18 protein-coding genes are annotated in these 23728 nt (G+C 63.6%); 4 read left to right on the plus strand and 14 right to left on the minus strand.

Features of this window, described 5'->3' with window-relative positions; genetic code table 11:
- Positions 1–48: 48 nt before the first annotated feature.
- The 7 genes from hutG to hutC form a co-directional block, all read right to left on the minus strand.
- The gene (gene hutG, locus F3J44_RS03830) at positions 49–858 is read right to left on the minus strand and encodes an N-formylglutamate deformylase (RefSeq protein WP_167064481.1); all 810 of its coding nucleotides are present in this window, start codon (positions 856–858) and stop codon (positions 49–51) included.
- A 10-nt stretch (positions 859–868) separates the two neighbouring features.
- Entirely contained in the window at positions 869–2074 is a 1206-nt protein-coding gene (gene hutI / locus F3J44_RS03835) for an imidazolonepropionase (RefSeq protein ID WP_167270700.1), read from the minus strand.
- Between the two features lie 15 nt (positions 2075–2089).
- Complete coding sequence (locus tag F3J44_RS03840) at positions 2090–3481, minus strand: amino acid permease (RefSeq protein ID WP_167270701.1); 1392 nt, start codon at positions 3479–3481, stop codon at positions 2090–2092.
- Positions 3482–3613: 132 nt separating this feature from the next.
- Positions 3614–5146: a histidine ammonia-lyase gene (hutH, locus tag F3J44_RS03845; RefSeq protein WP_167270702.1), complete on the minus strand. Its 1533-nt coding sequence runs from the start codon at positions 5144–5146 to the stop codon at positions 3614–3616.
- A 69-nt stretch (positions 5147–5215) separates the two neighbouring features.
- Positions 5216–6889, minus strand: coding sequence for a urocanate hydratase (gene hutU, locus F3J44_RS03850; protein WP_167064493.1), 1674 nt, complete (start codon positions 6887–6889; stop codon positions 5216–5218).
- A gap of 378 nt (positions 6890–7267) precedes the next feature.
- Complete coding sequence (locus F3J44_RS03855) at positions 7268–7837, minus strand: HutD family protein (protein WP_167064496.1); 570 nt, start codon at positions 7835–7837, stop codon at positions 7268–7270.
- Positions 7834–8544 carry a histidine utilization repressor gene (hutC, locus tag F3J44_RS03860; protein WP_205299689.1) on the minus strand — a complete coding sequence of 237 codons (711 nt, stop codon included), beginning with the start codon at positions 8542–8544 and terminating at the stop codon, positions 7834–7836. Before hutC ends, F3J44_RS03855 begins: the two co-directional genes overlap by 4 nt.
- A 144-nt stretch (positions 8545–8688) precedes the next feature.
- On the opposite strand from hutC, the gene F3J44_RS03865 reads away from it, so the two are divergent.
- Positions 8689–10053, plus strand: coding sequence for a formimidoylglutamate deiminase (locus tag F3J44_RS03865; RefSeq protein WP_167270703.1), 1365 nt, complete (start codon positions 8689–8691; stop codon positions 10051–10053).
- 79 nt (positions 10054–10132) lie between these two features.
- Here F3J44_RS03865 and F3J44_RS03870 read toward each other — a convergent pair whose 3' ends face one another.
- Both F3J44_RS03870 and bamE read right to left on the minus strand, forming a co-directional pair.
- Entirely contained in the window at positions 10133–10705 is a 573-nt protein-coding gene (locus tag F3J44_RS03870) for a lipocalin family protein (protein ID WP_167064505.1), read from the minus strand.
- Positions 10702–10956: an outer membrane protein assembly factor BamE gene (gene bamE / locus F3J44_RS03875; protein WP_043212571.1), complete on the minus strand. Its 255-nt coding sequence runs from the start codon at positions 10954–10956 to the stop codon at positions 10702–10704. Before bamE ends, F3J44_RS03870 begins: the two co-directional genes overlap by 4 nt.
- Positions 10957–11181: 225 nt before the next feature.
- Between bamE and F3J44_RS03880 the strand changes: the two genes are divergently transcribed.
- Positions 11182–13074, plus strand: a complete 1893-nt coding sequence (locus tag F3J44_RS03880; protein ID WP_167270704.1) for a methyl-accepting chemotaxis protein — start codon at positions 11182–11184, stop codon at positions 13072–13074.
- A gap of 120 nt (positions 13075–13194) precedes the next feature.
- On the opposite strand, the gene F3J44_RS03885 is transcribed toward F3J44_RS03880, so the two are convergent.
- The 3 genes from F3J44_RS03885 to F3J44_RS03895 form a co-directional block, all read right to left on the minus strand.
- Positions 13195–13791 carry a DUF924 family protein gene (locus tag F3J44_RS03885; protein WP_167064511.1) on the minus strand — a complete coding sequence of 199 codons (597 nt, stop codon included), beginning with the start codon at positions 13789–13791 and terminating at the stop codon, positions 13195–13197.
- Between the two features lie 3 nt (positions 13792–13794).
- Entirely contained in the window at positions 13795–14805 is a 1011-nt protein-coding gene (locus tag F3J44_RS03890; RefSeq protein ID WP_167064514.1) for a class 1 fructose-bisphosphatase, read from the minus strand.
- A 212-nt stretch (positions 14806–15017) separates the two neighbouring features.
- On the minus strand, positions 15018–17468 hold the full coding sequence (locus F3J44_RS03895; RefSeq protein ID WP_167064517.1) for a glycogen/starch/alpha-glucan phosphorylase: 2451 nt from the start codon (positions 17466–17468) through the stop codon (positions 15018–15020).
- A gap of 186 nt (positions 17469–17654) precedes the next feature.
- On the opposite strand from F3J44_RS03895, the gene F3J44_RS03900 reads away from it, so the two are divergent.
- Positions 17655–18059, plus strand: coding sequence for a YkgJ family cysteine cluster protein (locus F3J44_RS03900; RefSeq protein ID WP_003249225.1), 405 nt, complete (start codon positions 17655–17657; stop codon positions 18057–18059).
- Between the two features lie 248 nt (positions 18060–18307).
- On the opposite strand, the gene typA is transcribed toward F3J44_RS03900, so the two are convergent.
- Positions 18308–20128: a translational GTPase TypA gene (gene typA, locus F3J44_RS03905; RefSeq protein WP_167064524.1), complete on the minus strand. Its 1821-nt coding sequence runs from the start codon at positions 20126–20128 to the stop codon at positions 18308–18310.
- A gap of 128 nt (positions 20129–20256) precedes the next feature.
- Positions 20257–21711 carry a tRNA uracil 4-sulfurtransferase ThiI gene (thiI, locus tag F3J44_RS03910; protein ID WP_167270705.1) on the minus strand — a complete coding sequence of 485 codons (1455 nt, stop codon included), beginning with the start codon at positions 21709–21711 and terminating at the stop codon, positions 20257–20259.
- Positions 21712–22203: 492 nt separating this feature from the next.
- On the opposite strand from thiI, the gene glnA reads away from it, so the two are divergent.
- Entirely contained in the window at positions 22204–23610 is a 1407-nt protein-coding gene (gene glnA, locus F3J44_RS03915; RefSeq protein WP_167064530.1) for a type I glutamate--ammonia ligase, read from the plus strand.
- The last annotated feature ends 118 nt before the right edge of the window (positions 23611–23728 follow it).

Genomic DNA, 23728 nt, shown 5'->3' on the forward strand with positions numbered 1-23728 from the left:
GCTGGCCCTTCGTAGGAGCGAGCGCAGCTCGCGATGGGGCCGCCCCCGTTATACTCGCCTCCCATAACGCTCCCGGCCCCACGCCAGCATCGCCTGCAACAGCGCCTGCAACACCTGCTGGGTGGGCTGGGCGCGGTCTTCGCGGTAGGCGAAGGGCTCGTACTCTTCCATGTAGGTACTTTGCGCCAGCTCCAGCTGTACCGCGTGGATGTGGTTCGCCGGGGCGCCGTAGTGCCGGGTGATATGGCCACCCTTGAAACGCCCGTTGAGCACATGGCTGTAGCCCTGCGCCTCGCCACACACGCCCTGCAGGCGCTCGGCCAGCGCCGGGTCGCAACTGGCGCCGTTGAAGGTGCCCAGGTTGAAGTCCGGCAGCTTGCCGTCGAACAGGTGCGGGATCAGCGAGCGGATCGAGTGGGCATCCCACAACAGGGCATAGCCATGGGCTTCACGCAGGCGTGCCAGCTCACTGCGGATCGTGTTGTGATAAGGCCGCCAGATCGTCTCCAGGTAGCGCTCACGCTCTGCGGCGGTGGGCGCCAGGCCTTCCTTGAACAGCGGCTCGCCATCGAACAGTGTCGAGGGGTACAAGCCCGTGGTGGCGCCGGCATACAGCGGCTTGTCATCGTCCGGGCGGTTCAGGTCGATGACGAAGCGAGAATACTCCGCCGCCACCACACTCGCCCCCAGTTCACGGGCAAATTCATACAAACGCGGAATGTGCCAGTCGGTGTCGGGCAGGCTGCGTGCGGCCTCGACCAGCCCCTGGTCCACGGCGGGAGTCAGTTTCAGGCCGGCGTGGGGCATGCTGATCAGCAGGGGCAAGCGGCCCTGGTGGAAACTCAGTACCTTGTCCATCGTGCCTCGCTCAATGGGAGATTTCATGGCCCAGGCGCACCACGCGCTTGGGCAGGTCGCCGCCCAGCCAGTAGGCCAGGTCGGCAGGGCGGGCGATTTGCCAGGCGACGAAGTCGGCCACCTTGCCGGTTTCCAGCGAGCCATGGCTGTCGCCCAGGCCCAGCGCGGTAGCCGCATGCAAAGTAACGCCAGCCAGGGCCTCTTCCGGGGTCATGCGGAACAGCGTGCAGCCCATGTTCAGCATCAGGCGCAGTGACAAACCGGGCGAAGTGCCGGGGTTGAGGTCGCTGGCCAGGGCAATTTTCACCCCATGGCGGCGCAGAGCATCCATCGGCGGCAACTGGGTTTCACGCAGGAAGTAGAAAGCGCCCGGCAGCAGCACGGCGACGGTGCCGGCCTTGGCCATGGCGATGGCATCTTCCTCGGTCATGAACTCCAGGTGGTCGGCCGAGAGCGCCTGGTAACGTGCAGCCAGGCTTGAGCCGTGCAACGACGACAACTGCTCGGCATGCAGCTTCACCGGCAAGCCCAGTTCACGGGCCTTGATGAACACCTTTTCCACTTGCGCCGGGGAAAACGCCAAGTGCTCGCAAAACGCATCCACCGCATCCACCAGCCCTTCGCCAGCCAAGGCCGGCAGCATCTCGTCGCAGATATGGGCGATATAGGCATCGGCCCTGCCGGCGTACTCCGGCGGCAGGGCGTGGGCGGCCAGGCAGGTGGCGCGCACCGTCAGCGGCAACTCATCGGCCAGGCGCCGGGCCACACGCAGCATCTTGCGTTCGTTGGCCAGGTCCAGGCCGTAGCCGGACTTGACCTCGACGGTGGTCACGCCATCGCGCATCAACGCCTGAACCCGCTGGCGGGCACTGGCGAACAGTTCGTCCTCGCTGGCGCTGCGGGTCGCCCGCACGGTGCTGGCGATGCCGCCCCCCTGGGCGGCGATCTCGGCATAGCTCACGCCCTGCAGGCGCTGCTCGAACTCGCCACTGCGGTTGCCGCCGAACACCGCGTGGGTGTGGCAGTCGACCAGCCCCGGAGTGACCCAGGCGCCGCCCAGGTCGACGGTGCGCTCGGCCTTCACCGGCGCCAGCTCGGCACGCGGGCCGATCCACTCGATCAACCCCTCGTGGGTAACGATGGCCGCGTCTTCGATGATCGAGTAACGGCCCTCGCTCAGGGTTGCCGCATGGCAGTGCTGCCAGAGGGTTCTCATGTGCAATCTCCTAGGCTAGCGGTGCAGCTCGGCAGGCACGTGCTTGCCTGCACGTGGCTTGCACCACAACAGGTAGGACGCCACCAGGAATACCACCCAGACCACGCCGACCAGCAAGGCTGCCTGGGTATCGGGGAAGTAGCCGAGCACGCCGAAAATGAACACCATGAAGGCAATCGCCATGGCCGGCCCGTAAGGCCAGAACGGCACCGGGAATTTCAACTGGGCCGCCTCTTCACGGCTCATGCGCCGGCGCATGGCCACCTGGGTGACCAGGATCATCATCCACACCCACACGGTGGCGAAGGTGGCGATGGAGGCGATCAGCAGGAACACGTTTTCCGGAATCAGGTAGTTGAGCAGCACGCCCAGCAGCAGCGCCGCGCCCATCACCACCACGGTCATCCACGGCACGCCATGTTTGGACAATTTGCCGAAGCTGCGCGGCGCATGGCCTTGCTGGGCCAGGCCATACATCATGCGGCCGGCGCCGAAGATGTCACTGTTGATGGCCGACACCGCCGCCGAGATCACCACGATATTCAGCACTGCGGCGGCAGAGCCGATGCCCAGGTGGCTGAAGATCTGCACGAACGGGCTGCCTTCGCTGCCGATCTGCGGCCAAGGGTACAGGCACATCAGCACCAGCAAGGTGAGCACGTAGAACAGCAGGATGCGCAGCGGCACGGCATTGATTGCCTTGGGAATCACGCGCTGTGGGTCTTTCGCCTCGCCGGCGGTGACACCGATGATCTCGATGCCGCCGAAGGCAAACATCACCACGGCGAACGAGGCAATCACGCCGGTGATGCCGTTGGGCATGAAGCCGCCATGGGCGAACAGGTTGCCCAGGCCCACGGCATGCTCACCGGTGACCTGGCTGAAACCGAAGGCCATGATGCCGATGCCCGCCAGGATCATCGCCACGATGGCGCCGACCTTGAGCAGCGACAGCCAGAATTCCATTTCGCCGAACACTTTGACGTTGCACAGGTTCAGGCCGCCGATGACGAAGACGATGCCCAGCACCCAGATCCAGCGGGCCACTTCCGGGAACCAGAAGCCCATGTAGATACCGAAGGCGGTGACGTCGGCGATGGCGACGATGACCATCTCGAAGGCGTAGGTCCAGCCCAGGATGAAGCCTGCCATGGGGCCGAGGTAGGTGGTGGCGTAATGGCCGAAGGAACCGGCGACGGGGTTGTGCACGGCCATTTCGCCAAGCGCGCGCATGACCATGAATACCGCCGCGCCACCAATCAGGTACGCCAGCAGCACCGCCGGGCCGGCCATCTGGATGGCCGAGGCAGAACCGTAGAACAGGCCGGTGCCGATGGCCGAGCCAAGGGCCATGAAGCGGATGTGGCGGGCCGTTAGCCCGCGCTTGAGACCTTGAGCTTGTTGCATGTCACGTCCTTAAATTGTTTTTGTGGTCGTGAGATCGAGGGGGCTGCCCTGCAGCCCTGTCCGCCGGGCGAACCTGCCCCCTGTAGGAGCGGGCTTGCCCCGCGAATGGACCGCCAAGCGGCCCCAGGTGCATCAAAGGCTAGGCAGGACACCAGCAGGCAGCAGCCCGGTCAGGCTCCCTTGGGCCAGCAACTCGACAGCCGCCTCGATGTCCGGCGCAAAGAAGCGGTCACGGTCATAGTGCGGCACCTCACGACGCAGCGCCTGGCGGGCCTGCTCCAGCTTCGCCGAAGTCTTCAGGCCCTTGCGCAGGTCCAGCCCCTGGCACGCACCCAGCCATTCGATGGCCAGCACGCCCCGGGTGTTCTCGGCCATTTCCCACAGGCGCTTGCCGGCGGCAGGCGCCATCGACACGTGGTCTTCCTGGTTGGCCGAGGTCGGCAGGCTATCGACACTGTGCGGGTGGGACAAGGCCTTGTTCTCGCTGGCCAGTGCGGCGGCGGTGACCTGGGCGATCATGAAGCCGGAGTTGACCCCGCCGTTTTCCACCAGGAAAGGCGGCAGCTGGGACATGTGCTTGTCCATCATCAGCGAAATGCGCCGCTCGCTCAGCGAGCCTATCTCGGCAATCGCCAGGGCAAGGTTGTCGGCAGCCATGGCCACGGGTTCGGCGTGGAAGTTGCCACCGGAAATCACATCGCCCTCGGCGGCGAACACCAACGGGTTGTCCGACACGGCGTTGGCTTCGATGCCCAGCACCTCGGCCGCCTGGCGGATCTGGGTCAGGCAGGCGCCCATGACCTGTGGCTGGCAGCGCAGCGAGTACGGGTCTTGAACCTTGTCGCAGTTCTTGTGCGACAGCGACACTTCGCTGGAATCGCCCAGCAGGTCGCGGAAGCAGGCAGCGGTGTCGATCTGGCCGCGCTGGCCGCGCACGGCATGGATGCGCGCATCGAACGGCGAGCGCGAGCCGAGTGCTGCTTCGACGCTCAGGCCGCCGCAGGCGATGGCGGCGGCGTACAGGTCTTCGGCCTGGAACAGGCCGCGCAGGGCATAGGCGGTGGATGCCTGGGTGCCGTTGAGCAGCGCCAGGCCTTCCTTGGCGGCCAGGGTCAGCGGTTCAAGGCCGGCGACGGCCAGGGCTTCGCTGGCTGGCAGCCACTGGCCCTGGTAGCGGGCCTTGCCTTCGCCCAGCAGCACCAGCGACATGTGCGCCAGCGGGGCGAGGTCGCCGGAGGCGCCCACCGAGCCCTTGAGCGGAATGTGTGGGTAGACTTCGGCGTTGACCAGGGCGATCAGCGCATCGATGACCTTGCGCCGGATGCCGGAGAAACCACGGCTCAGGCTGTTGATCTTGAGCACCATGATCAGCCGCACCAGGGCGTCGTCCAGCGGCGCGCCAACACCGGCGGCGTGGGACAGCACCAGCGAACGCTGCAGGTTTTCCAGGTCGTGGCTGGCGATGCGGGTCGAGGCCAGCAGGCCGAAACCGGTGTTGATGCCGTAGGCGGTGCGGTCCTCGGCGATGATCTGCTCAACGCAGGCAACGCTGGCGTCGATGGCCGGCGCGGCGCTGGCATCGAGCTGCAGGCGCACGGGGGCGGCGTGGATGGCGCGCAGCTGGGCCAGGGTCAGGGTGCCGGGCTTGAGGGTCAATTCGGTCACTTCGCTACTCCATTGTGGCGGGGGCCCACAGGCCCCTCTTGTTGTTCAGTATCACTCAAGGTGCAGCGATCAACCTGTGATCATCGGCAGGTCCAGGCCCTGTTCTTTGGCGCAGTCGATGGCGATGTCGTAACCGGCATCGGCATGGCGCATCACGCCGGTGCCTGGGTCGTTGGTCAGCACGCGGGCGATACGCTCGGCGGCTGCGTCGGTGCCGTCGCAGACGATGACCATCCCGGAGTGCTGGGAGAAGCCCATGCCCACACCGCCGCCATGGTGCAGCGACACCCAGGTGGCGCCGCCGGCGGTGTTGAGCAGGGCATTGAGCAGCGGCCAGTCGGACACCGCGTCGGAGCCGTCGCGCATGGCTTCGGTTTCGCGGTTGGGGCTGGACACCGAGCCCGAGTCCAGGTGGTCACGGCCGATCACCACCGGCGCCGACAGCTCGCCGCTGCGCACCATTTCGTTGAACGCCAGGCCCAGCTTGGCACGCAGGCCCAGGCCTACCCAGCAGATACGCGCCGGCAGGCCCTGGAAGCTGATGCGCTCGCGGGCCATGTCCAGCCAGCGGTGCAGGTGGGCATCGTCTGGGATCAGTTCCTTGACCTTGGCGTCGGTCTTGTAGATGTCTTCGGCATCGCCAGACAACGCCGCCCAGCGGAACGGGCCGACACCGCGGCAGAACAGCGGGCGGATATAGGCCGGAACGAAGCCTGGGAAGTCGAAGGCATTGGCCACGCCCTCTTCCTTGGCCATCTGACGGATGTTGTTGCCGTAGTCGAAGGTCGGCACGCCCTGCTTCTGGAAGTCGAGCATGGCCTGCACGTGCACGGCCATCGACTGCTTGGCAGCCTTGACCACGGCGGCCGGCTCGGTCTGGGCGCGGTCGCGGTACTGCTCCCAGGTCCAGCCGGCGGGCAGGTAGCCGTTCAGCGGGTCGTGGGCGCTGGTCTGGTCGGTGACCATGTCCGGGCGCACGCCGCGCTTGACCAGTTCCGGAAGGATTTCAGCGGCGTTGCCGTGCAGGGCGATGGAGATGGCCTTGCCTTCGGCGGTGTACTTGGCGATGCGCGCCAGGGCGTCGTCGAGGTCGCTGGCCTGCTCGTCGACGTAGCGGGTTTCCAGGCGGAAATCGATGCGGCTCTGCTGGCACTCGATGTTCAGCGAGCAGGCACCGGCCAGGGTTGCCGCCAGCGGCTGGGCGCCGCCCATGCCGCCCAGGCCCGCGGTGAGTACCCACTTGCCTTTCAGGCTGCCGCCGTAGTGCTGGCGGCCGGCTTCGACGAAGGTTTCATAGGTGCCCTGGACGATGCCCTGGCTGCCGATGTAGATCCAGCTGCCGGCGGTCATCTGGCCGTACATGGCCAGGCCCTTGGCGTCCAGTTCGTTGAAGTGTTCCCAGTTGGCCCAGTGCGGCACCAGGTTGGAGTTGGCGATCAGTACGCGGGGGGCGTTGCTGTGGGTCTTGAACACGCCGACCGGCTTGCCCGACTGCACCAGCAGGGTTTCGTCGTCTTCCAGGCGGGTCAGGGTTTCGACGATCTTGTCGTAGCATTCCCAGTTGCGTGCGGCGCGGCCAATGCCGCCGTACACCACCAGCTCCTTGGGGTTTTCGGCAACCTGCGGGTCGAGGTTGTTCATCAGCATGCGCAGTGGCGCTTCGGTCAGCCAGCTTTTGGCGGTCAGCTTGTTGCCACGGGGGGCACGGATTTCAACGTCACGGTATTTGTTGTTGTCGGTCACGGGGAAGGTCCTCGGCGGATGTCCGCGGGCAGGTGTGTCGTGGTGAATAGATAAACACACCTTTACTTGTATGTACAAGCATGGACAACCAAAATAATCGGAACTCGCCGTATGGCGGGGGTTAGGGGGTGGGGCGAAGATCGAGCGCCGCCCGCGCGGCGCTTCGCGAGCTGCGCTCGCTCCTACGTTTGTTTTGGGCCAGTGCGTCCTGAGAAACGCCTTGGCGCATGGTGCGATATCGCGTCGTACCAACAAGGCGGTCGCGTGTGCCTGTCACAGGCGTTACTGGCCAAAAACAAACGTAGGAGCGAGCAAAGCTCGCGAAGCGCCGCGCGGGCGGCGCTCGATCTCAAAGGAAATGAAAATGCACCGCCAACCTCACCGCGCGTGCAATTCAATCAAACAAACCCGTCCCTGCACATCCAGCTCCAGCAACCCGTCATTACCTTCCAGCCGCAAGCAATCGTACCGCCCCAGCAGGTGCCCTTCCCCCGCCACCGCCACCTCAACCTGGCCACTGGCCGCAAACAACAACACCGTCGACGCCGAGCTGTACAACCGGCTGCTGCCATCGAACCACTGCAACCGCGCCCGATACCGCTGGGGCGCATAGATCAGGTTGAAATCGCGAATCGCCCCGCCCAGCAGGTTGCAACTGACCTGGCTCTGGCCACTGAAGGCGAATGCATCGAAGGCCAGCAGCGGCCGGCTGAGCTGGCCGTCGACCAGCAGGCGCATGCCATCACCCTGCAGCACGCTGATGATCCGCTGGTAACCGGCGAAAACGGAAAACCCACCCGATTCCTCAATGTCGGCAATCGACAAGCGCCAGCCGAAACCATCAAGGCCCTCGCCGTCGTCACGGGTGATCTCCTCGGTGAAGCCACCACCGTTCTTCCACGGCATGCGCGGGTAGTCCTGTGCACGCAGCACCTGCAATTGGGTCATTTGCTGAAACGTCCTTCAAGGCGGTGACGGGAACCTGGGTGAATCAGCCGCGCTGCCGTGACCGGCTGGCGGCCAGACCAGGTGCGCCGGCGAATCAACAGGCACGGCTCGCCACGCTCGATCTGCAGCAGGCGGCACTCTTCGGGCTCGGCAAGAATCGCTTCGACCACATGCTCGCCCTCGGTCAGCGGGGCGACCTGGGACAAGTAGGCATATGGGGTTTGCCGGGTGAAATCCTGCTTGAGGTAATCCGGGGCGATGGCCGCGTTGACGTAGCGGTCTTCGATCTGCACCGGCACGCCGTTCTCGTAGTGCACGATCAGCGAGTGGAATACCCGCTGGCCTTCGCGCATGTCCAGGGCCAGGGCGCGCTCGGAACCGGCGGCCTCCTCGGCCAGGGTAATCACCTGGCAGCTATGCTGGTGGCCACGGCCAGCGATCTCGTCGGCAATGTTGTTCACCTCGAACAGCGCCGAACGGCTCTTGGGCTCGGCGACGAAGGTGCCGACGCCCTGCATGCGCACCAGCAACCCTTCGGCGGTGAGTTCGCGCAAGGCCCGGTTGATAGTCATGCGGCTGAAGCCCAGCTGGCTGACCAGCTCGCTTTCCGACGGCACCCGGTGGTGCGGCGGCCAGGTGCCGTTTTCGATCTGCTGGATGATCATCTGCTTGACCCGCGCATACAGCGGCGCCGGGCCCTCGCCCATCTGGGCAACCAGCGCGGAGACAGGAGGTGTCGGCACGGCTTGAGTCCTTAGGCTATGGAATGAGCGGTAGCTTGCCGCAGTTTACCCGGCAGGCAAACGCCTGTATATGTATATACAAGTCAAACAATAACAGGATTTGTGCCAATGCCCGCCTATTTTGCCGAACGCGCCCTGCTGCCCAGCGGCTGGGCCCGCGATGTGCGCCTGGAGGTGTCCGCTGCCGGGTTGTTGGCCCGCATCGACGCCAATGCCAACGCTGAGGGCGCCGAGCGCCTGGCCGGCCCCCTGCTGCCGGGCATGCCCAACCTGCACTCGCATGCCTTCCAGCGGGCCATGGCGGGGCTGGCCGAGGTGGCGGGCAACCCCAATGACAGCTTCTGGACCTGGCGCGAGCTGATGTACCGCCTGGTTGGCAAGATCACCCCGCAGCAGTTGCAGGTGATCGCCCGCCAGCTGTACATCGAAATGCTCAAGGCCGGCTACACCTCGGTGGCCGAATTCCATTACGTGCACCATGACCCAGCGGGCAACGCCTATGCCGACCCCGCCGAGCTGTCCCTACGCATCAGCGCCGCCGCGGCGGCCAGCGGCATCGGCCTGACCCTGCTGCCGGTGCTGTACAGCCACGCAGGCTTCGGTGGCCAGGCCCCCAACGAGGGCCAGCGGCGCTTCATCAATTCCACCGAACAGTACCTGCGGCTGCAGGCGCAGTTGGCGCCGCTGTTGGCCGCGCAACCGGCCCAGCAGCTGGGGCTGTGCTTTCACTCGCTGCGCGCGGTAACGCCTGGGCAGATTGCCGAGGTATTGGCGGCCAGCAACCGGCAGTGCCCGGTTCACATCCACATTGCCGAGCAGCAGAAGGAAGTGGATGACTGCCTGGCCTGGAGCGGGCTGCGGCCGTTGCAGTGGCTGTATGAACATGTCGAGGTGGACCCGCGCTGGTGCCTGGTGCATGCCACCCATGCCGAGGCCGACGAGGTCAGCGCCATGGCCCGCAGCGGTGCGGTGGCAGGGCTGTGCCTGACCACCGAGGCCAACCTTGGCGACGGGATTTTCCCGGCAGTGGACTTCCTTGCCCAGGGTGGGCGCATGGGCATTGGCTCGGACAGCCATGTGTCGCTGAGCGTGGTCGAGGAACTGCGCTGGCTGGAATATGGCCAACGCCTGCGCGACCAGCGCCGCAACCGGCTGTACCGTGGCGATCAGCCGATGGTTGGGCGCACCCTGTACGACGCGGCGCTGGTGGGCGGGGCTCAAGCGCTGGGGCAGCCGATTGGCGAACTGGCGGTGGGCAAGCGTGCTGACTGGCTGGTGCTGGATGGGCAGGACCCCTATATCGCCATAGCGGAGGGGGATGCGATTCTGAACCGCTGGCTGTTTGCCGGGGGGGACCGTCAGGTGCGGGATGTGATGGTCAATGGGCAGTGGGTGGTGTGCCAGGGGCGGCATGGGTTGGAAGAAGAGAGCGGGCGGGCGTTTGCCGAAGTTTTGCGGGGGCTTTTGGGGTAGTCGGTAGGTGGGGCTGCTTTGCAGCCCATCGCGAGCTTTGCTCGCTCCTACGGGGGACCGCAACGCGGCCCCCGTTCATTTAATGCATCTGCACGATCTGCTTGTCGGGGGTGCGCCAGATCAGGCGGCTGGTGTCATAGCCCTGCTGGCGGGCCTTGGACATCAGGCTCTCGCGCTCCCAGGCCGGCAATGTCGGCGTGCGCGAAAGAATCCACAGGTACTTGCGGTCTGGGCTGCCGACGATGGCCGTGCGGTAGTGATCGTCCACGTACAGGATCCAGTACTCGCCCCTGGCCACGCCCGGTACCAGGCGGGTGAACCAGTTGTCGAACTCCACCCACAGCCGGTCGGTATGGCCCGGCTCCTGGATGTTGGCATGCCCCTCGGCGCGCAGCCATTCATCCCCCAGGGTACGGCAGCGGTTCAGCACACCGTAGGAGCCATCGGGCTTGAGGTTGTAGTGGGCTTCGGACTGGGCGCAGTCGGCCTGGTACTTCATCGGCAGGCGCGCCAGCTCGTACCATTTGCCCTGGTAGCGCTTGAGGTCGACATTGCCGGCGGTCTTCGGCGTCAGCGGGTCGGTGGCGGAGGTGGCGCAGCCACCCAGGAGCATGACCAGGCACAACCCCAGCAGCAGGTGCACACGCCTCATTTGAGGCCCTGCCCGGAGTAGATCAGCACCTTGTCTGCCGCGTACTGCACACTGATGAAGCTCTTTTCGTCCCCCCACGTACAACTGCTCATGCCCAACGCACCGGAGCATTCGGCTGGCGTACCGAGCAGTTGCTCGACCTCGGCCTTGCTCATACCGGTCTTGAGCTTGGAATAGTTTTCCTGATTGATCTTGCTGCACGCGGTCAGTACGACGCACAAGGACAACAGGGCGAGGGAACGCAACGACATGAAGGCACACTCCTGGCAAATGGGGACAGGCGAGTGGCCTGCAGTGATCTTCGACGAAAAAATCGGTCCCCGGTTCCCTGGCAAGGCGGCTTTCGTTGTACACCGCTGGTCGGCTTGTCATGCATGGGCGGTTAATGTTTTCCCGCGCCGCGACGACACAGCGAGCACGCTGTGGCAACTCGCCGCAGCCCCCCCCTTCTACGCCTTGCCTTGTGCAGACCAAAAATGACCAAGAACCTCAAGTTCAGCCACAAGATCCTGCTGGCCGCCGCCCTCGTGGTGGCCCTTGCCTTTACCTGTTTCGTGCTGTTCAACGACTACCGACAACGCCAGTCCCTGCGCCACGACACGCAAACCACCTTGCAGGACCTGGGCAACCTCACCGCCGGCAACATCCGCAACTGGCTCGACAGCCGCATCCAGCTGCTCGACTCGCTGGCCCAGCAAATTGCCGTGGACGGGCCGGATAAAACCAGCCTGGGCCGCAGCCTGGCACTGCCGGTGTATGGCAACAACTTCCAGCTCAGCTACTTCGGCGGCCAGGACGGCAGCATGCAGTCGGTGCCGGCGGGCAACCGCGCCGCCGACTACGACCCGCGGGTGCGCGGCTGGTACAAGGCGGCCAGCGCCAGCGGCCAGACCATCGTCACCGAACCCTACATCTCGGCCTCGGCCGGCAAGCTGGTGATCACCCTGGCCACCCCGGTACGCCAGGCCGGCCAGTTGATCGGCGTCAGCGGCGCCGACACCGACCTGCAAACCATCAGCAAGCTGATCAACACCCTGGACTTCGACGGCCAGGGCCATGCATTCATCGTCAACGGCGAAGGCAAGATCCTCATCCACCCCAAGGCCGAGCTTGCGCTCAAGAGCCTGGCCGACGTCTACCCGAACGACACGCCGCGCATTGGCAGCGGCCTGAAGGAAGTGGAGGTCGATGGCCACAAGCAGTTCATCAGCTTCACTCACGTCGACGGCGTGCCTTCGGCCGACTGGTACGTGGCCCTGGTGCTCGACCAGGACGCGGCCTTCGCCATGCTCGGTGAACTGCGTACCTCGGCCATCGTTGCCACACTGATTGCCGTGGCGTTGATCATCGCCCTGCTCGGCGTGCTGATTCGCGTGCTGATGGAGCCCCTGCACCTGATGGGCCGGGCCATGCATGACATCGCCGAAGGCGAAGGCGACCTTACCCGCCGCCTGACCATTCACGCCCAGGATGAATTCGGCAGCCTCGGCCAGTCGTTCAACCGCTTCGTCGAGCGCATCCACGCCTCGATCCGCGAAGTGGCCTCGGCCACCGGCCAGGTGAATGCGGTGGCGGCCCAGGTGGTGAGCGCGTCGAACGCCTCGATCAGCAATGCCGACCAGCAGTCCAGCCGCACCAGCAGCGTGGCCGCGGCGATCAACCAGCTCGGCGCCGCCGCCCAGGAAATTGCCCAGAACGCGGCACTGGCCTCGCAACACTCCAGCGAAGCCCGTGGCCTGGCCGAAGATGGCCAGCAGGTGGTGGGCCGTACCATCGAGGTGATGAACCAACTGTCGGCGCGTATCAGCGACTCGTGCGGCAATATCGAGACGCTGAACGCCCACACGGCGAACATCGGCCAGATCCTCGATGTCATCAGCGGCATCTCCCAGCAGACCAACCTGCTGGCACTGAACGCCGCCATCGAAGCCGCCCGCGCCGGTGAAGCCGGGCGTGGCTTTGCCGTGGTTGCCGACGAGGTACGCAACCTGGCCCACCGCACCCAGGAATCGGCGCAGCAGGTGCAGCGCCTGATCGAGGAACTGCAGGCCGGTGCCCAGGTGGCGGTCAGCACCATGAACCAGAGCCGCGAGCACAGCGACCATAGCGTGGGCATCGCCAACCAGGCCGGCGAGCGGCTGGGCAGCGTGACCGTGCGCATTGGCGAGATCGATGGCATGAACCAGTCGGTTGCCACCGCCACCGAGGAACAGACGGCCGTGGTCGAGTCGATCAATGTCGACATTACCGAGATCAATACGCTGAATCAGGAAGGGGTGCAGAACCTGCAGAGCACCTTGCGCGCCTGCAACGACCTGGAGCGCCAGGCCGAACGGTTGAAACACCTGGTGGGCAGTTTCAGGATTTGAGGACGCTGGGGCCGCTTTGCGGCCCATCGCGACCTTTGGTCGCTCCTACCAGGGGCCGTATGCGATTCCCTGTAGGAGCGACCAAAGGTCGCGATGGGCTGCGAAGCAGCCCCACCGCCCCTAGAACCTGGACCCAGGCTCCAGCAAAAAGTCCATCTCTTCACTGGTACTCGGCCGCCCCAGCACCAGGTTACGGTGCGGGAAACGCCCGAAACGGGCAATCACCCGCTGATGCTGCTCGGCATAGTCGAGGAAGCCTGCGAACAAGCGCTGGTTGGCCTCCGGCTGCTCGTCCAGCAGCTCCTGGTAGCGCTCGACACACAGGTTCTGCCAGTCCAGCACCTCGGCATGCTCCAGCACCAGCAGCACGAACACCCGCTGAATCGGCAGCAACTGGCAGTCCCAGTGCTTCTGCAGGCCCTGCAAGGCCACCACCTGCGCCCGCCGGTCGCCCTCGAAGGCGCGCGGCGTGTCGCGGTAGAGCATGCGCGGCAGCTGGTCCAGCAGGATCAGCAAGCCGAGCCAGCCTTGCGGGCTCTGCTGCCACTCGTCCAGCCCGCCCGCCAGGGCGTGCTCGACCAGGTCGCCAAACAGCGCCTGGGCCTCGGCATCGTGATGCTTGCCGAACCACAGCGTGCTCTTCTCGTCAGCCACGGCCTGGGGACTGGTGCCCCAACCGAACCACCACTCCAGCAACGGCTGCCAAGGTGCGAGCATGACTTACTCCTTGTGGTAGGCGGTGACGCGCTCGACCTCTTCCTTCGAGCCGAGAATCACCGACACGCGCTGGTGCAGGCTTTCCGGCTTGATGTCGAGGATACGCTCGTAACCGTTGGTGGACGCACCGCCTGCCTGTTCGATGATGAACGACATCGGGTTGGCTTCGTACATCAGGCGCAGCTTGCCCGGCTTGCTTGGGTCGCGGGCATCGCGCGGGTACATGAACAGGCCGCCACGGGTCAGGATACGGTGCACATCGGCCACCATCGAGGCGATCCAACGCATGTTGTAGTTCTTCTTCAGCGGGCCGGTCTCGCCTGCCAGCAGTTCGTCCACGTAGCGCTGCACCGGGGCTTCCCAGTGACGCTGGTTGGACATGTTGATGGCGAACTCGGCGGTGCTTTCCGGCACGCGGATGTTCTCGTGGGTGAGCACGAAGCTGCCCAGTTCACGGTCCAGGGTGAAGCCCTTGACGCCGTTGCCCAGGGTCAGGATCAGCATGGTTTGCGGGCCGTAGATGGCGTAACCGGCGGCGACCTGCTGGGTACCTGGCTGGTGGAAGGCTTTTTCGTTCAGGGTTTCGTTCTGGCTCAGGTACTCGTTAGGGCAACGCAGTACCGAGAAGATGGTGCCGACCGAAACGTTGACGTCGATGTTCGACGAGCCGTCCAGCGGGTCGAAGACCAGCAGGTAGGCGCCTTTGGGGTACTTGCCTGGAATCTGGTAGGCGTCGTCCATTTCTTCGGACGCCATGCCGGCCAGGTGGCCGCCCCACTCGTTGGCTTCGAGCAGGATGTCGTTGGAAATGACATCGAGCTTCTTCTGCACTTCGCCCTGCACGTTCTCGGTGCCCATGCTGCCCAGCACGCCGCCAAGGGCGCCCTTGGACACGTGGTGGCTGATTTCCTTGCACGCACGCGCCACCACTTCGATCAGGAAGCGCAGATCGGCAGGGGTATTGTTGCTGCGGGTCTGCTCAATCAGATAGCGACTCAGGGTAACGCGGGACATGTATGGCTCCGAAAGGATTGGGGGAGATAAACCCCCGCAGTTTACAGGGAGAGTTGCGGGCTAGCGAGCAAAGAGACTCGACTTCGGGCCTTGAGTTCAGCAAGGGCCCGGCCAGTGGTCGGTTGGGGCTGCTGTGCAGCCCTTCGCGGGGCAAGCCCGCTCCTACAGTCAAGGCCCTGTAGACGCAGGCTTGCCCCGCGAAGGGGCTCGCCTCAATCCAATGCCTTCCAGATCTCGGTGGCATACTCACGAATGGTGCGGTCGGACGAGAACCAGCCCATCCGGGCCGTGTTCAGCACCGCCATGCGCCACCATTCCTGGGGCGTGTGCCACAGTTCCTCGACCCGCCGCTGGGCGTCCCAATAGGCATCGAAGTCGGCACACACCAAGAAGCGGTCATAGCCCACCAGGCCGTCGACCAACCCCGCGTAGCGTGACGGGTCGTCCGACGAGAACACCCCGCTGCGGATCGCCTGCAGCACGTCTTGCAAGCGGCTGGAAGCAGCAATCGCCGTGCTCGCGCCGAAGTCACCTGTCTTGCGCCGTGCTTCCACCTGCTGCGCGGTGAGGCCGAAGATGAACATGTTGTCCGCCCCCACCTGCTCGCACATTTCCACGTTGGCACCATCGAGCGTGCCGATGGTCAGTGCACCGTTGAGGCCGAACTTCATGTTGCTGGTGCCGGAGGCCTCGTAGCCGGCCGTGGAAATCTGCTCCGACAAGTCCGCCGCCGGGATGATGCTTTCGGCCAGGCTGACGTTGTAGTTGGGCAGGAACACCACCTTGAGCAGGCCGCGCACCGTCGGGTCGTTGTTGACCACCCGGGCGATGTCGTTGGCCAGCTTGATGATCAGCTTGGCCTGGTGGTAGCTGGCCGCCGCCTTACCGGCGAAGATTTTCACCCGTGGCACCCAGTCGGTGCCGGGGTCGTTGCGCATGGCCTGGTACAGCGCCACGGTGTGCAACAGGTTGAGCAACTGGCGCTTGTATTCGTGGATGCGCTTGACCTGCACGTCGAACAGCGCCTCCGGGTTGACCGTGACGCCCAGGCGGTCCTGGATGATGCCGGCCAGGGCACGCTTGCTGTGCAGGCGCTGGGCGGCGAACTGCTTGCGAAAGCTTGCCTTCTCGGCAAACGGCACCAGCCCCGCCAGGCGCCCTTCGGGGTCGTCCTTGAGTTCCGGCCCCAAGGCTTCGACCAGCATTTCAGTCAGTTGCGGGTTGGACTGGTACAACCAGCGTCGGAAGGTGATGCCGTTGGTCTTGTTGTTGATGCGCTGCGGGTAGAGCTTGTGCAGTTCGGCGAACACCGTGCTCTTCATCAGCTTGCTGTGCAGCGCCGACACGCCGTTGACACTGTGCGAACCGAGAAACGCCAGGTTGCCCATGCGCACACGGCGGCCGTTGTCTTCCTCGATCAGCGACACCGCGCGCAGCACGTCGAAGTCGTGCAGGCCTTTGGCGCGCAGGGCATCGATATGGTAGGCGTTAATCAAGTAGATGATCTGCATGTGCCGCGGCAGCATGCGCTCCATCAGCGCCACCGGCCAGGTTTCCAGGGCTTCGGGCAGCAGCGTGTGGTTGGTGTAGGCCAGGGTGCCGACGGTCAGCTCCCAGGCGGTTTCCCAGGGAATTTCGTGCTGGTCGACCAACAGCCGCATCAGCTCGGCCACGGCGATCGAGGGGTGGGTGTCGTTGAGCTGGATGGCCGCCGCATCGGGCAGGTTGAGCAGGTTGTCGTGCATGTTCAGGTGGCGGCGCAGCAAGTCCTGCAGCGATGCCGAGACGAAGAAGTATTCCTGGCGCAGGCGCAGCTCCTGGCCGGCCTCGGTGCTGTCGGCCGGGTACAGCACCCGCGAGATGCTTTCGGCCCGGGCCACCTCGGCCACGGCGCCCAGGTGGTCGCCGGCGTTGAAGCGCTCCAGGTGCAGCTCTTCCAGCGCCCGCGCCCGCCACAGGCGCAGGGTGTTGACGCTGGCGCCGCGCCAGCCCACCACCGGGGTGTCATAGGCCACCGCCCGCACCGTCTCGCCCGGCCACCATACCTGGCGCGGCTTGCCGTGGGTGTCGTGCACCGTTTCAACGCTGCCACCGAAGCTGATCGGGTAGATCACCTCGGCCCGCTCGAACTCCCAGGGGTTGCCGAAATCCAGCCAGTTCTCGGTCTGTTCCTGCTGCCAGCCATCGACCACCGCCTGGCGGAACAGGCCGTGCTCGTAACGGATACCGTAGCCGTGGGCGGCGATGCCCAGGGTCGACATGCTTTCCATGAAACAGGCCGCCAGCCGGCCCAGGCCACCGTTACCCAGTGCCGCGTCGGGTTCGAGCAGGCGAATGCGCTCCAGGTCGACGTCCAGGCCTTCCAGCGCTTCACGGGCGATGTCCAGCAGGCCCAGGTTGCTCAGGCTGTCGTAGAGCAACCGGCCAATCAGGAACTCCAGGGAAAGGTAGTACACCCGCTTCTGGCTGCGTCGGTAGGCCTGGCGGGTGTGGTCCATCCAGTGGTCGACCATGTGGTCGCGCGCAGCCAGGGCGATGGCTTCGAACCAGTCATGGTCGAAGGCGTGGTCCGGGTCCTTGCCAACCGCATAGGTCAGCTTGTTCAGTACGGCGGCGCGAAAATCCGCGACTTCGGCGTCACGTGCTTTGGCATCCTGGGACATGCGGCATCCTCGGGCAAGTTTGACGAAAGCGGAGCGAGACTGTTGAGACTAGACGCTTGGACCGGGAGCGACAGGCTGTGTTCACGGTTTTCATCTGCCCTTGTGCAATCGGTCAAAAGGTTGTTCATAAATTGAGCAATTCCGGTATGATCGCGCGCCCCAAGACCGTGATTCACCCCCATAACGATGAAAACGACCCTGATTGCCGCCGCCGAAGTCGACCGCCTGGAGACCTGGCAGCGTTACACCAGCAACATGTGCCATGGCTGCCATTCGACCTGTTGCACCCTGCCGGTGGAGGTGAAGATCAAGGATCTGATCCGCATTGGTGTGGTAGACGAATTCGAGAAAGACGAACCGCCGAAGAACGTGGCCAAGCGTTTGCAGAAAGAAGGCATCATCGAGCGCTTCAACCAGAAGTCGGGGATCTTCACCCTGACCCGGATGAGCAACGATGACTGCATGTACCTGGATCGCAAGAGCCGGCTTTGCACCATTTATGACAAACGCCCGGATACCTGCCGCAACCACCCCAAGGTCGGGCCACGGCCGGGGTATTGTGCATATAAGCCAAAGGTGGTTGGGCGGTGATCGCCTCGTAATTGAGTGATGGCGACCAGGTGCATGCCTTGGTTGTGATGGTGTGGCGGATATCGAGCGCCGCCCACGCGGCGCATCGCGAGCTACGCTCGCTCCTACCAGGCCAGCACGAAACCGGTAGGAGCGAGCGCAGCTCGCGATCACCGGCACCGCCGGTGCCATCCCACACAAAAACCGCCGCCCAAAAAAAACGCCCCCGGCCTTTCGACCGGGGGCGTTTTCATTCAGCCTGAGCTAACTCAGTTCTTGGCTTTCTTGGCAGCGCGGGTACGCTCGCCTTCGTCCAGGATCTTCTTGCGCAGACGGATCGACTTAGGCGTCACTTCGCACAGCTCGTCGTCCTGGATGAACTCCAGAGCCTGTTCCAGGGTGTGGCGAACTGGCGGAACCAGGGCGATGACTTCGTCTTTGCCCGAAGCACGCATGTTGTCCAGCTTCTTGCCCTTGGTTGGGTTCACGCCCAGGTCGTTGTCACGGCTGTTCAGGCCGATGATCTGACCGTTGTAGATCTCCTGGCCGTGTTCAACGAACAGCTTGCCGCGAGCCTGCAGGGTTTCCAGCGAGTAGGTCAGTGCCTTGCCAGTCTCGACCGAAACCAGAACACCGTTCAGACGGCCGGACATCTGGCCCGACTTCATGGTGTCGTAGCGATCGAAGATCGAAGTCAGGATGCCTGCACCGTTGGTCAGGGTCAGGAACTGGTTACGGAAACCGATCAGACCACGGGCTGGAATGTTGTATTCCAGGCGAACACGGCCCTTGCCATCCGGAACCATGTTGGTCAGGTCGCCTTTACGCAGACCCATCTCTTCCATCACCTTGCCCTGGGATTCTTCAGGGATGTCGATGGTGACGTTTTCGAACGGTTCCTGCTTCACGCCACCAACTTCGCGGATGATCACTTCAGGACGGCCTACGGCCATCTCGAAGCCTTCGCGACGCATGGTTTCGATCAGTACCGACAGGTGCAGCTCACCACGGCCCGATACCTTGAACTTGTCTGGGGAATCGGTTTCCTGAACGCGCAGTGCAACGTTGTACAGCAGCTCTTTGTCCAGACGGTCCTTGATGTTACGGCTGGTGACGAACTTGCCTTCCTTGCCGCAGAACGGCGAGTCGTTGACCTGGAAGGTCATCGAAACGGTTGGCTCGTCAACGGTCAGCGGCTTCATCGCTTCTACCGCGTCCGGGGCGCACAGGGTGTCGGAGATGAACAGCTCGTCGAAACCGCTGATGCAGACGATGTCGCCAGCCTGGGCTTCTTCGACGTCTACGCGGTGCAGGCCGTGGTGGCCCATCAGCTTGAGGATACGGCCGTTACGCTTCTTGCCGTTGGTGTCGATGGCGACCACCGGGGTGTTCGGCTTGACGCGGCCACGGGCGATACGGCCAACACCGATAACACCCAGGAAGCTGTTGTAGTCCAGCGCCGAGATCTGCATCTGGAACGAACCGTCACGGTCAACGTCCGGCGCCGGTACGTTGTCGACGATCGACTGGTACAGGGCGGTCATGTCTTCGCCCATGGCGGTGTGGTCCAGGCCGGCGATGCCGTTCAGGGCCGAGGCGTAGACGACTTTGAAGTCCAGCTGTTCGTCGGTGGCACCGAGGTTGTCGAACAGGTCGAAGATCTGGTCCAGAACCCAGTCAGGACGCGCGCCCGGACGGTCAACCTTGTTGATCACGACGATTGGCTTCAGGCCAGCTTCGAACGCCTTCTTGGTCACGAAGCGGGTTTGCGGCATAGGGCCGTCCTGGGCGTCGACCAGCAGCAGCACGGAGTCGACCATCGACATTACACGCTCAACCTCGCCACCGAAGTCGGCGTGGCCGGGGGTGTCGACGATGTTGATGTGGTAGCCGTTCCAGTTGATGGCGGTGTTTTTCGCCAGAATGGTAATACCGCGCTCTTTTTCCTGGTCGTTGGAGTCCATGACGCGCTCGTCGTTGAGCTCGTTACGCTCCAGGGTGCCGGACTGACGCAGGAGTTTGTCGACCAGGGTGGTTTTACCATGGTCAACGTGGGCGATGATGGCGATGTTACGCAGATTTTCGATCACAACTGTATCTCGATCAGAGGATTCGGTTGCCACCTAGTGTAGGCGGCGAATATGTACGGTTTTAGGCTCAGCGGGCCCGGCGGTCGGGAGGGCGATGGCGGATGCTGCCGCCATACAGCCCTGGCGTCTTATGTCGGACGATAAACACGCACATTGGCATGTCCCTCACTGAGCAGGTGGTGTGCGTGCAGGCGGCTCATCACACCTTTGTCGCAATACAGCAGGTACTGGCGCGTGGGGTCCAGGTGCTTGAACTTGCTGTTGATCGCGTAGAACGGCATGGCCTGGACTTCGATGCCGTCCAGGGCCAGGGGTTGGTCTTCCTGGGCATCGGGGTGACGAATGTCGATGACGATCTGGCCCGGCAGCGCCTCGGCCACTTCCTCGATTTCGATGTCCTTGCCCAGCTCATCGATCACGTGGTCGATGGAAATGAATTTGGCACGTTCCAGGGCACGTTCGAGCACAGCCATGTCGAACTGCTTTTCTTCGTGCTCCATGCGGTGGCGCTTGGCATGGGTGGTTGGGTTCACCGAGATCACGCCGCAGTATTCCGGCATGTGCTTGGCAAAGTCGGCGGTGCCGATTTCGGTGGCCTGGTCGATGATGTCCTGCTTGTGGCTGGCCAGCAACGGGCGCAGCACCAGCTTGTCGGTGGCCGAGTCGATGATCGACAGGTTCGGCAAGGTCTGGCTGGACACCTGGGAAATCGCCTCGCCGGTGACCAGCGCGTCGATCTGCAGGCGCTCGGCCATGTGCGCGGCGCCGCGCAGCATCATGCGCTTGAGGGTCACGCCCATGTAGCTGTTGTCGACCTTGTTGAGGATTTCCCCCACCACTTCCTCGAACGGCACGCTGATGAACAGCACGCGCTGGCTGCTGCCGTACTTCTTCCACAGGAAGTGGGCCACTTCCATCACGCCCAGCTCATGGGCACGACCGCCGAGGTTGAAGAAGCAGAAGTGGGTCATCAGGCCACGGCGCATCATCTGGTAGGCGGCCACGGTGGAGTCGAAGCCACCGGACATCAGCACCAGGGTCTGCTCCAGGGCGCCCAGCGGGTAGCCGCCGATGCCGTTGTGCTGGTTGTGGATCACGTACAGGCGCTGGTTGCGGATTTCGATGCGCACCAGCACTTCAGGCGCCTTCAGGTCGATGCCGGTGGCGCCGCATTGCTGGCGCAGCTGGCTGCCGACGTAGCGGTCGACGTCCATCGAGGTGAAGTCGTGGTGGCCGCCGCGCTTGCAGCGCACGGCAAAGCGCTTGCCGGCCAGCAGGTGGCCGAAGTGCTGCTTGCACTTGGCGACGATATCGTCGAAGTCGCCCAGTGGGTATTCCTCTACCTGCAGGAAGTGGGTGATACCCGGGGTGCAGGTAAGGCGCTCGATCATCTCGCGCTGGACCTTCTCGTCCTCGACGCGGGTGACCACTTCGAGATTGTCCCAGACACCATCGACCACGAGCTCTGGATCGAGGTCCTTGAGCACGTTGCGGATGTTCTTGCCGAGCTGGCGGATGAAGCGCTTGCGCACCGGCCGGCTCTTGATGGTGATCTCTGGGAAGACTTTGACGATAAGTTTCATTGGTTTAACAGCGCGCGCAGGGCCTGCCGAAAATGAGGGGCGCGAATTATAGCGGAAATTGCTCAGGATTTGAGCAACTTTTGATCAGAAGGTTTCAGATAAATGCCAGGCGCCGGATTTTGTGGTGCCTGCACCTGCCCTTTCGCGGGCAAGCCCGCTCCCACAAGGACCGCACTGTATTCCAGCCTCGCACAATCACTGTGGGAGCGGGCTTGCCCGCGAAAGGGCCCTCAAAGAACGCACGCACCTAAACCATCGCACCACTTTGGTGCTTTGCTCTGTTTTCCTGCATCCAAAGGGTGCATTTTTCCTGACGCATGGCCCGACAAATGCCCGCAAACGCCCCCTTTTATCCCGGCCTCGCCATTTTCGGGCACTGGCATGCAATTTGCTCCCTTGTGAGGCAGGTAAGCTTGGCCGACTATCCGCGCCCGGCAACACCCTTTTTCCAGAGCAGCGGCCCACCGCGCTCTAGACCATCCGGAGGACAACATGTCGAAGTCGGTTCAACTCATCAAAGATCATGACGTCAAGTGGATTGATCTGCGTTTCACGGACACCAAAGGCGTTCAGCATCACGTGACCATGCCGGCGCGTGATGGCCTGGACGAAGACTTCTTCGAAGTCGGCAAGATGTTCGACGGCTCCTCCATCGCTGGCTGGAAAGGCATCGAAGCTTCCGACATGATCCTGATGCCGGTTGACGAAACCGCCGTTCTGGACCCGTTCACCGAAGAACCGACCCTGATCATCACCTGCGACATCGTCGACCCGTCGAGCATGCAGGGCTACGACCGCGACCCACGTGCGATCGCCAAGCGCGCCGAAGAGTACCTCAAGAGCACCGGCATCGGTGACACCGTGTTCGCAGGCCCAGAGCCTGAGTTCTTCATCTTCGACGAAGTGAAGTTCAAGTCGGACATCTCCGGCTCGATGTTCAAGATCTTCTCCGAGCAAGGCTCGTGGATGTCCGACGCTGACGTGGAAGGCGGCAACAAAGGCCACCGTCCAGGCGTGAAAGGTGGCTACTTCCCAGTTCCGCCGTTCGACCACGACCACGAAATCCGTACTGCCATGTGCAACGCACTGGAAGAAATGGGCCAGACCGTCGAAGTTCACCACCACGAAGTGGCGACTGCCGGCCAGAACGAAATCGGCGTCAAGTTCAACACCCTGGTGAAGAAGGCTGACGAAGTACAAGCCCTGAAATACGTCGTGCACAACGTTGCCGACGCCTACGGCCGTACCGCCACCTTCATGCCGAAGCCACTGTACGGCGACAACGGCTCGGGCATGCACGTGCACATGTCGATCTGGAAAGAAGGCAAGAACACCTTCGCCGGTGAAGGCTATGCCGGCCTGTCGGAAACTGCCCTGTACTTCATCGGCGGTATCATCAAGCACGGTAAGGCCCTGAACGGCTTCACCAACCCGTCGACCAACTCCTACAAGCGTCTGGTTCCAGGCTTCGAAGCCCCGGTCATGCTGGCCTACTCGGCACGCAACCGTTCCGCCTCGATCCGTATTCCTTACGTCGGCAGCCCGAAAGCCCGCCGTATCGAAGCCCGCTTCCCGGACCCATCGGCCAACCCGTACCTGGCCTTCGCGGCCCTGCTGATGGCTGGCCTGGACGGTATCCAGAACAAGATCCACCCAGGCGACGCCGCCGACAAGAACCTGTATGACCTGCCGCCAGAAGAGGCCAAGGACATCCCGCAGGTTTGCGGCAGCCTGAAAGAGGCCCTGGAAGAGCTGGACAAAGGCCGTGCGTTCCTGACCAAGGGCGGCGTGTTCTCCGACGACTTCATCGATGCCTTCATCGAGCTGAAGAGCGAAGAAGAAATCAAGGTCCGCACCTTCGTGCACCCGCTGGAATACGAGCTGTACTACAGCTGCTGATCTGATCGGCGCCTTGCGCTGACGGCATGATCAAGACGGCCTCCCTCGGGAGGCCGTTTTTGTTTCTGCATTCTGTGGCCTCAGATCCCTCCTGCCTTAAACCCTCTGAAACCTCTAT

The sequence above is a fragment of the Pantoea sp. Tr-811 genome (assembly GCF_011752535.1).
GTDB lineage: Bacteria > Pseudomonadota > Gammaproteobacteria > Pseudomonadales > Pseudomonadaceae > Aquipseudomonas.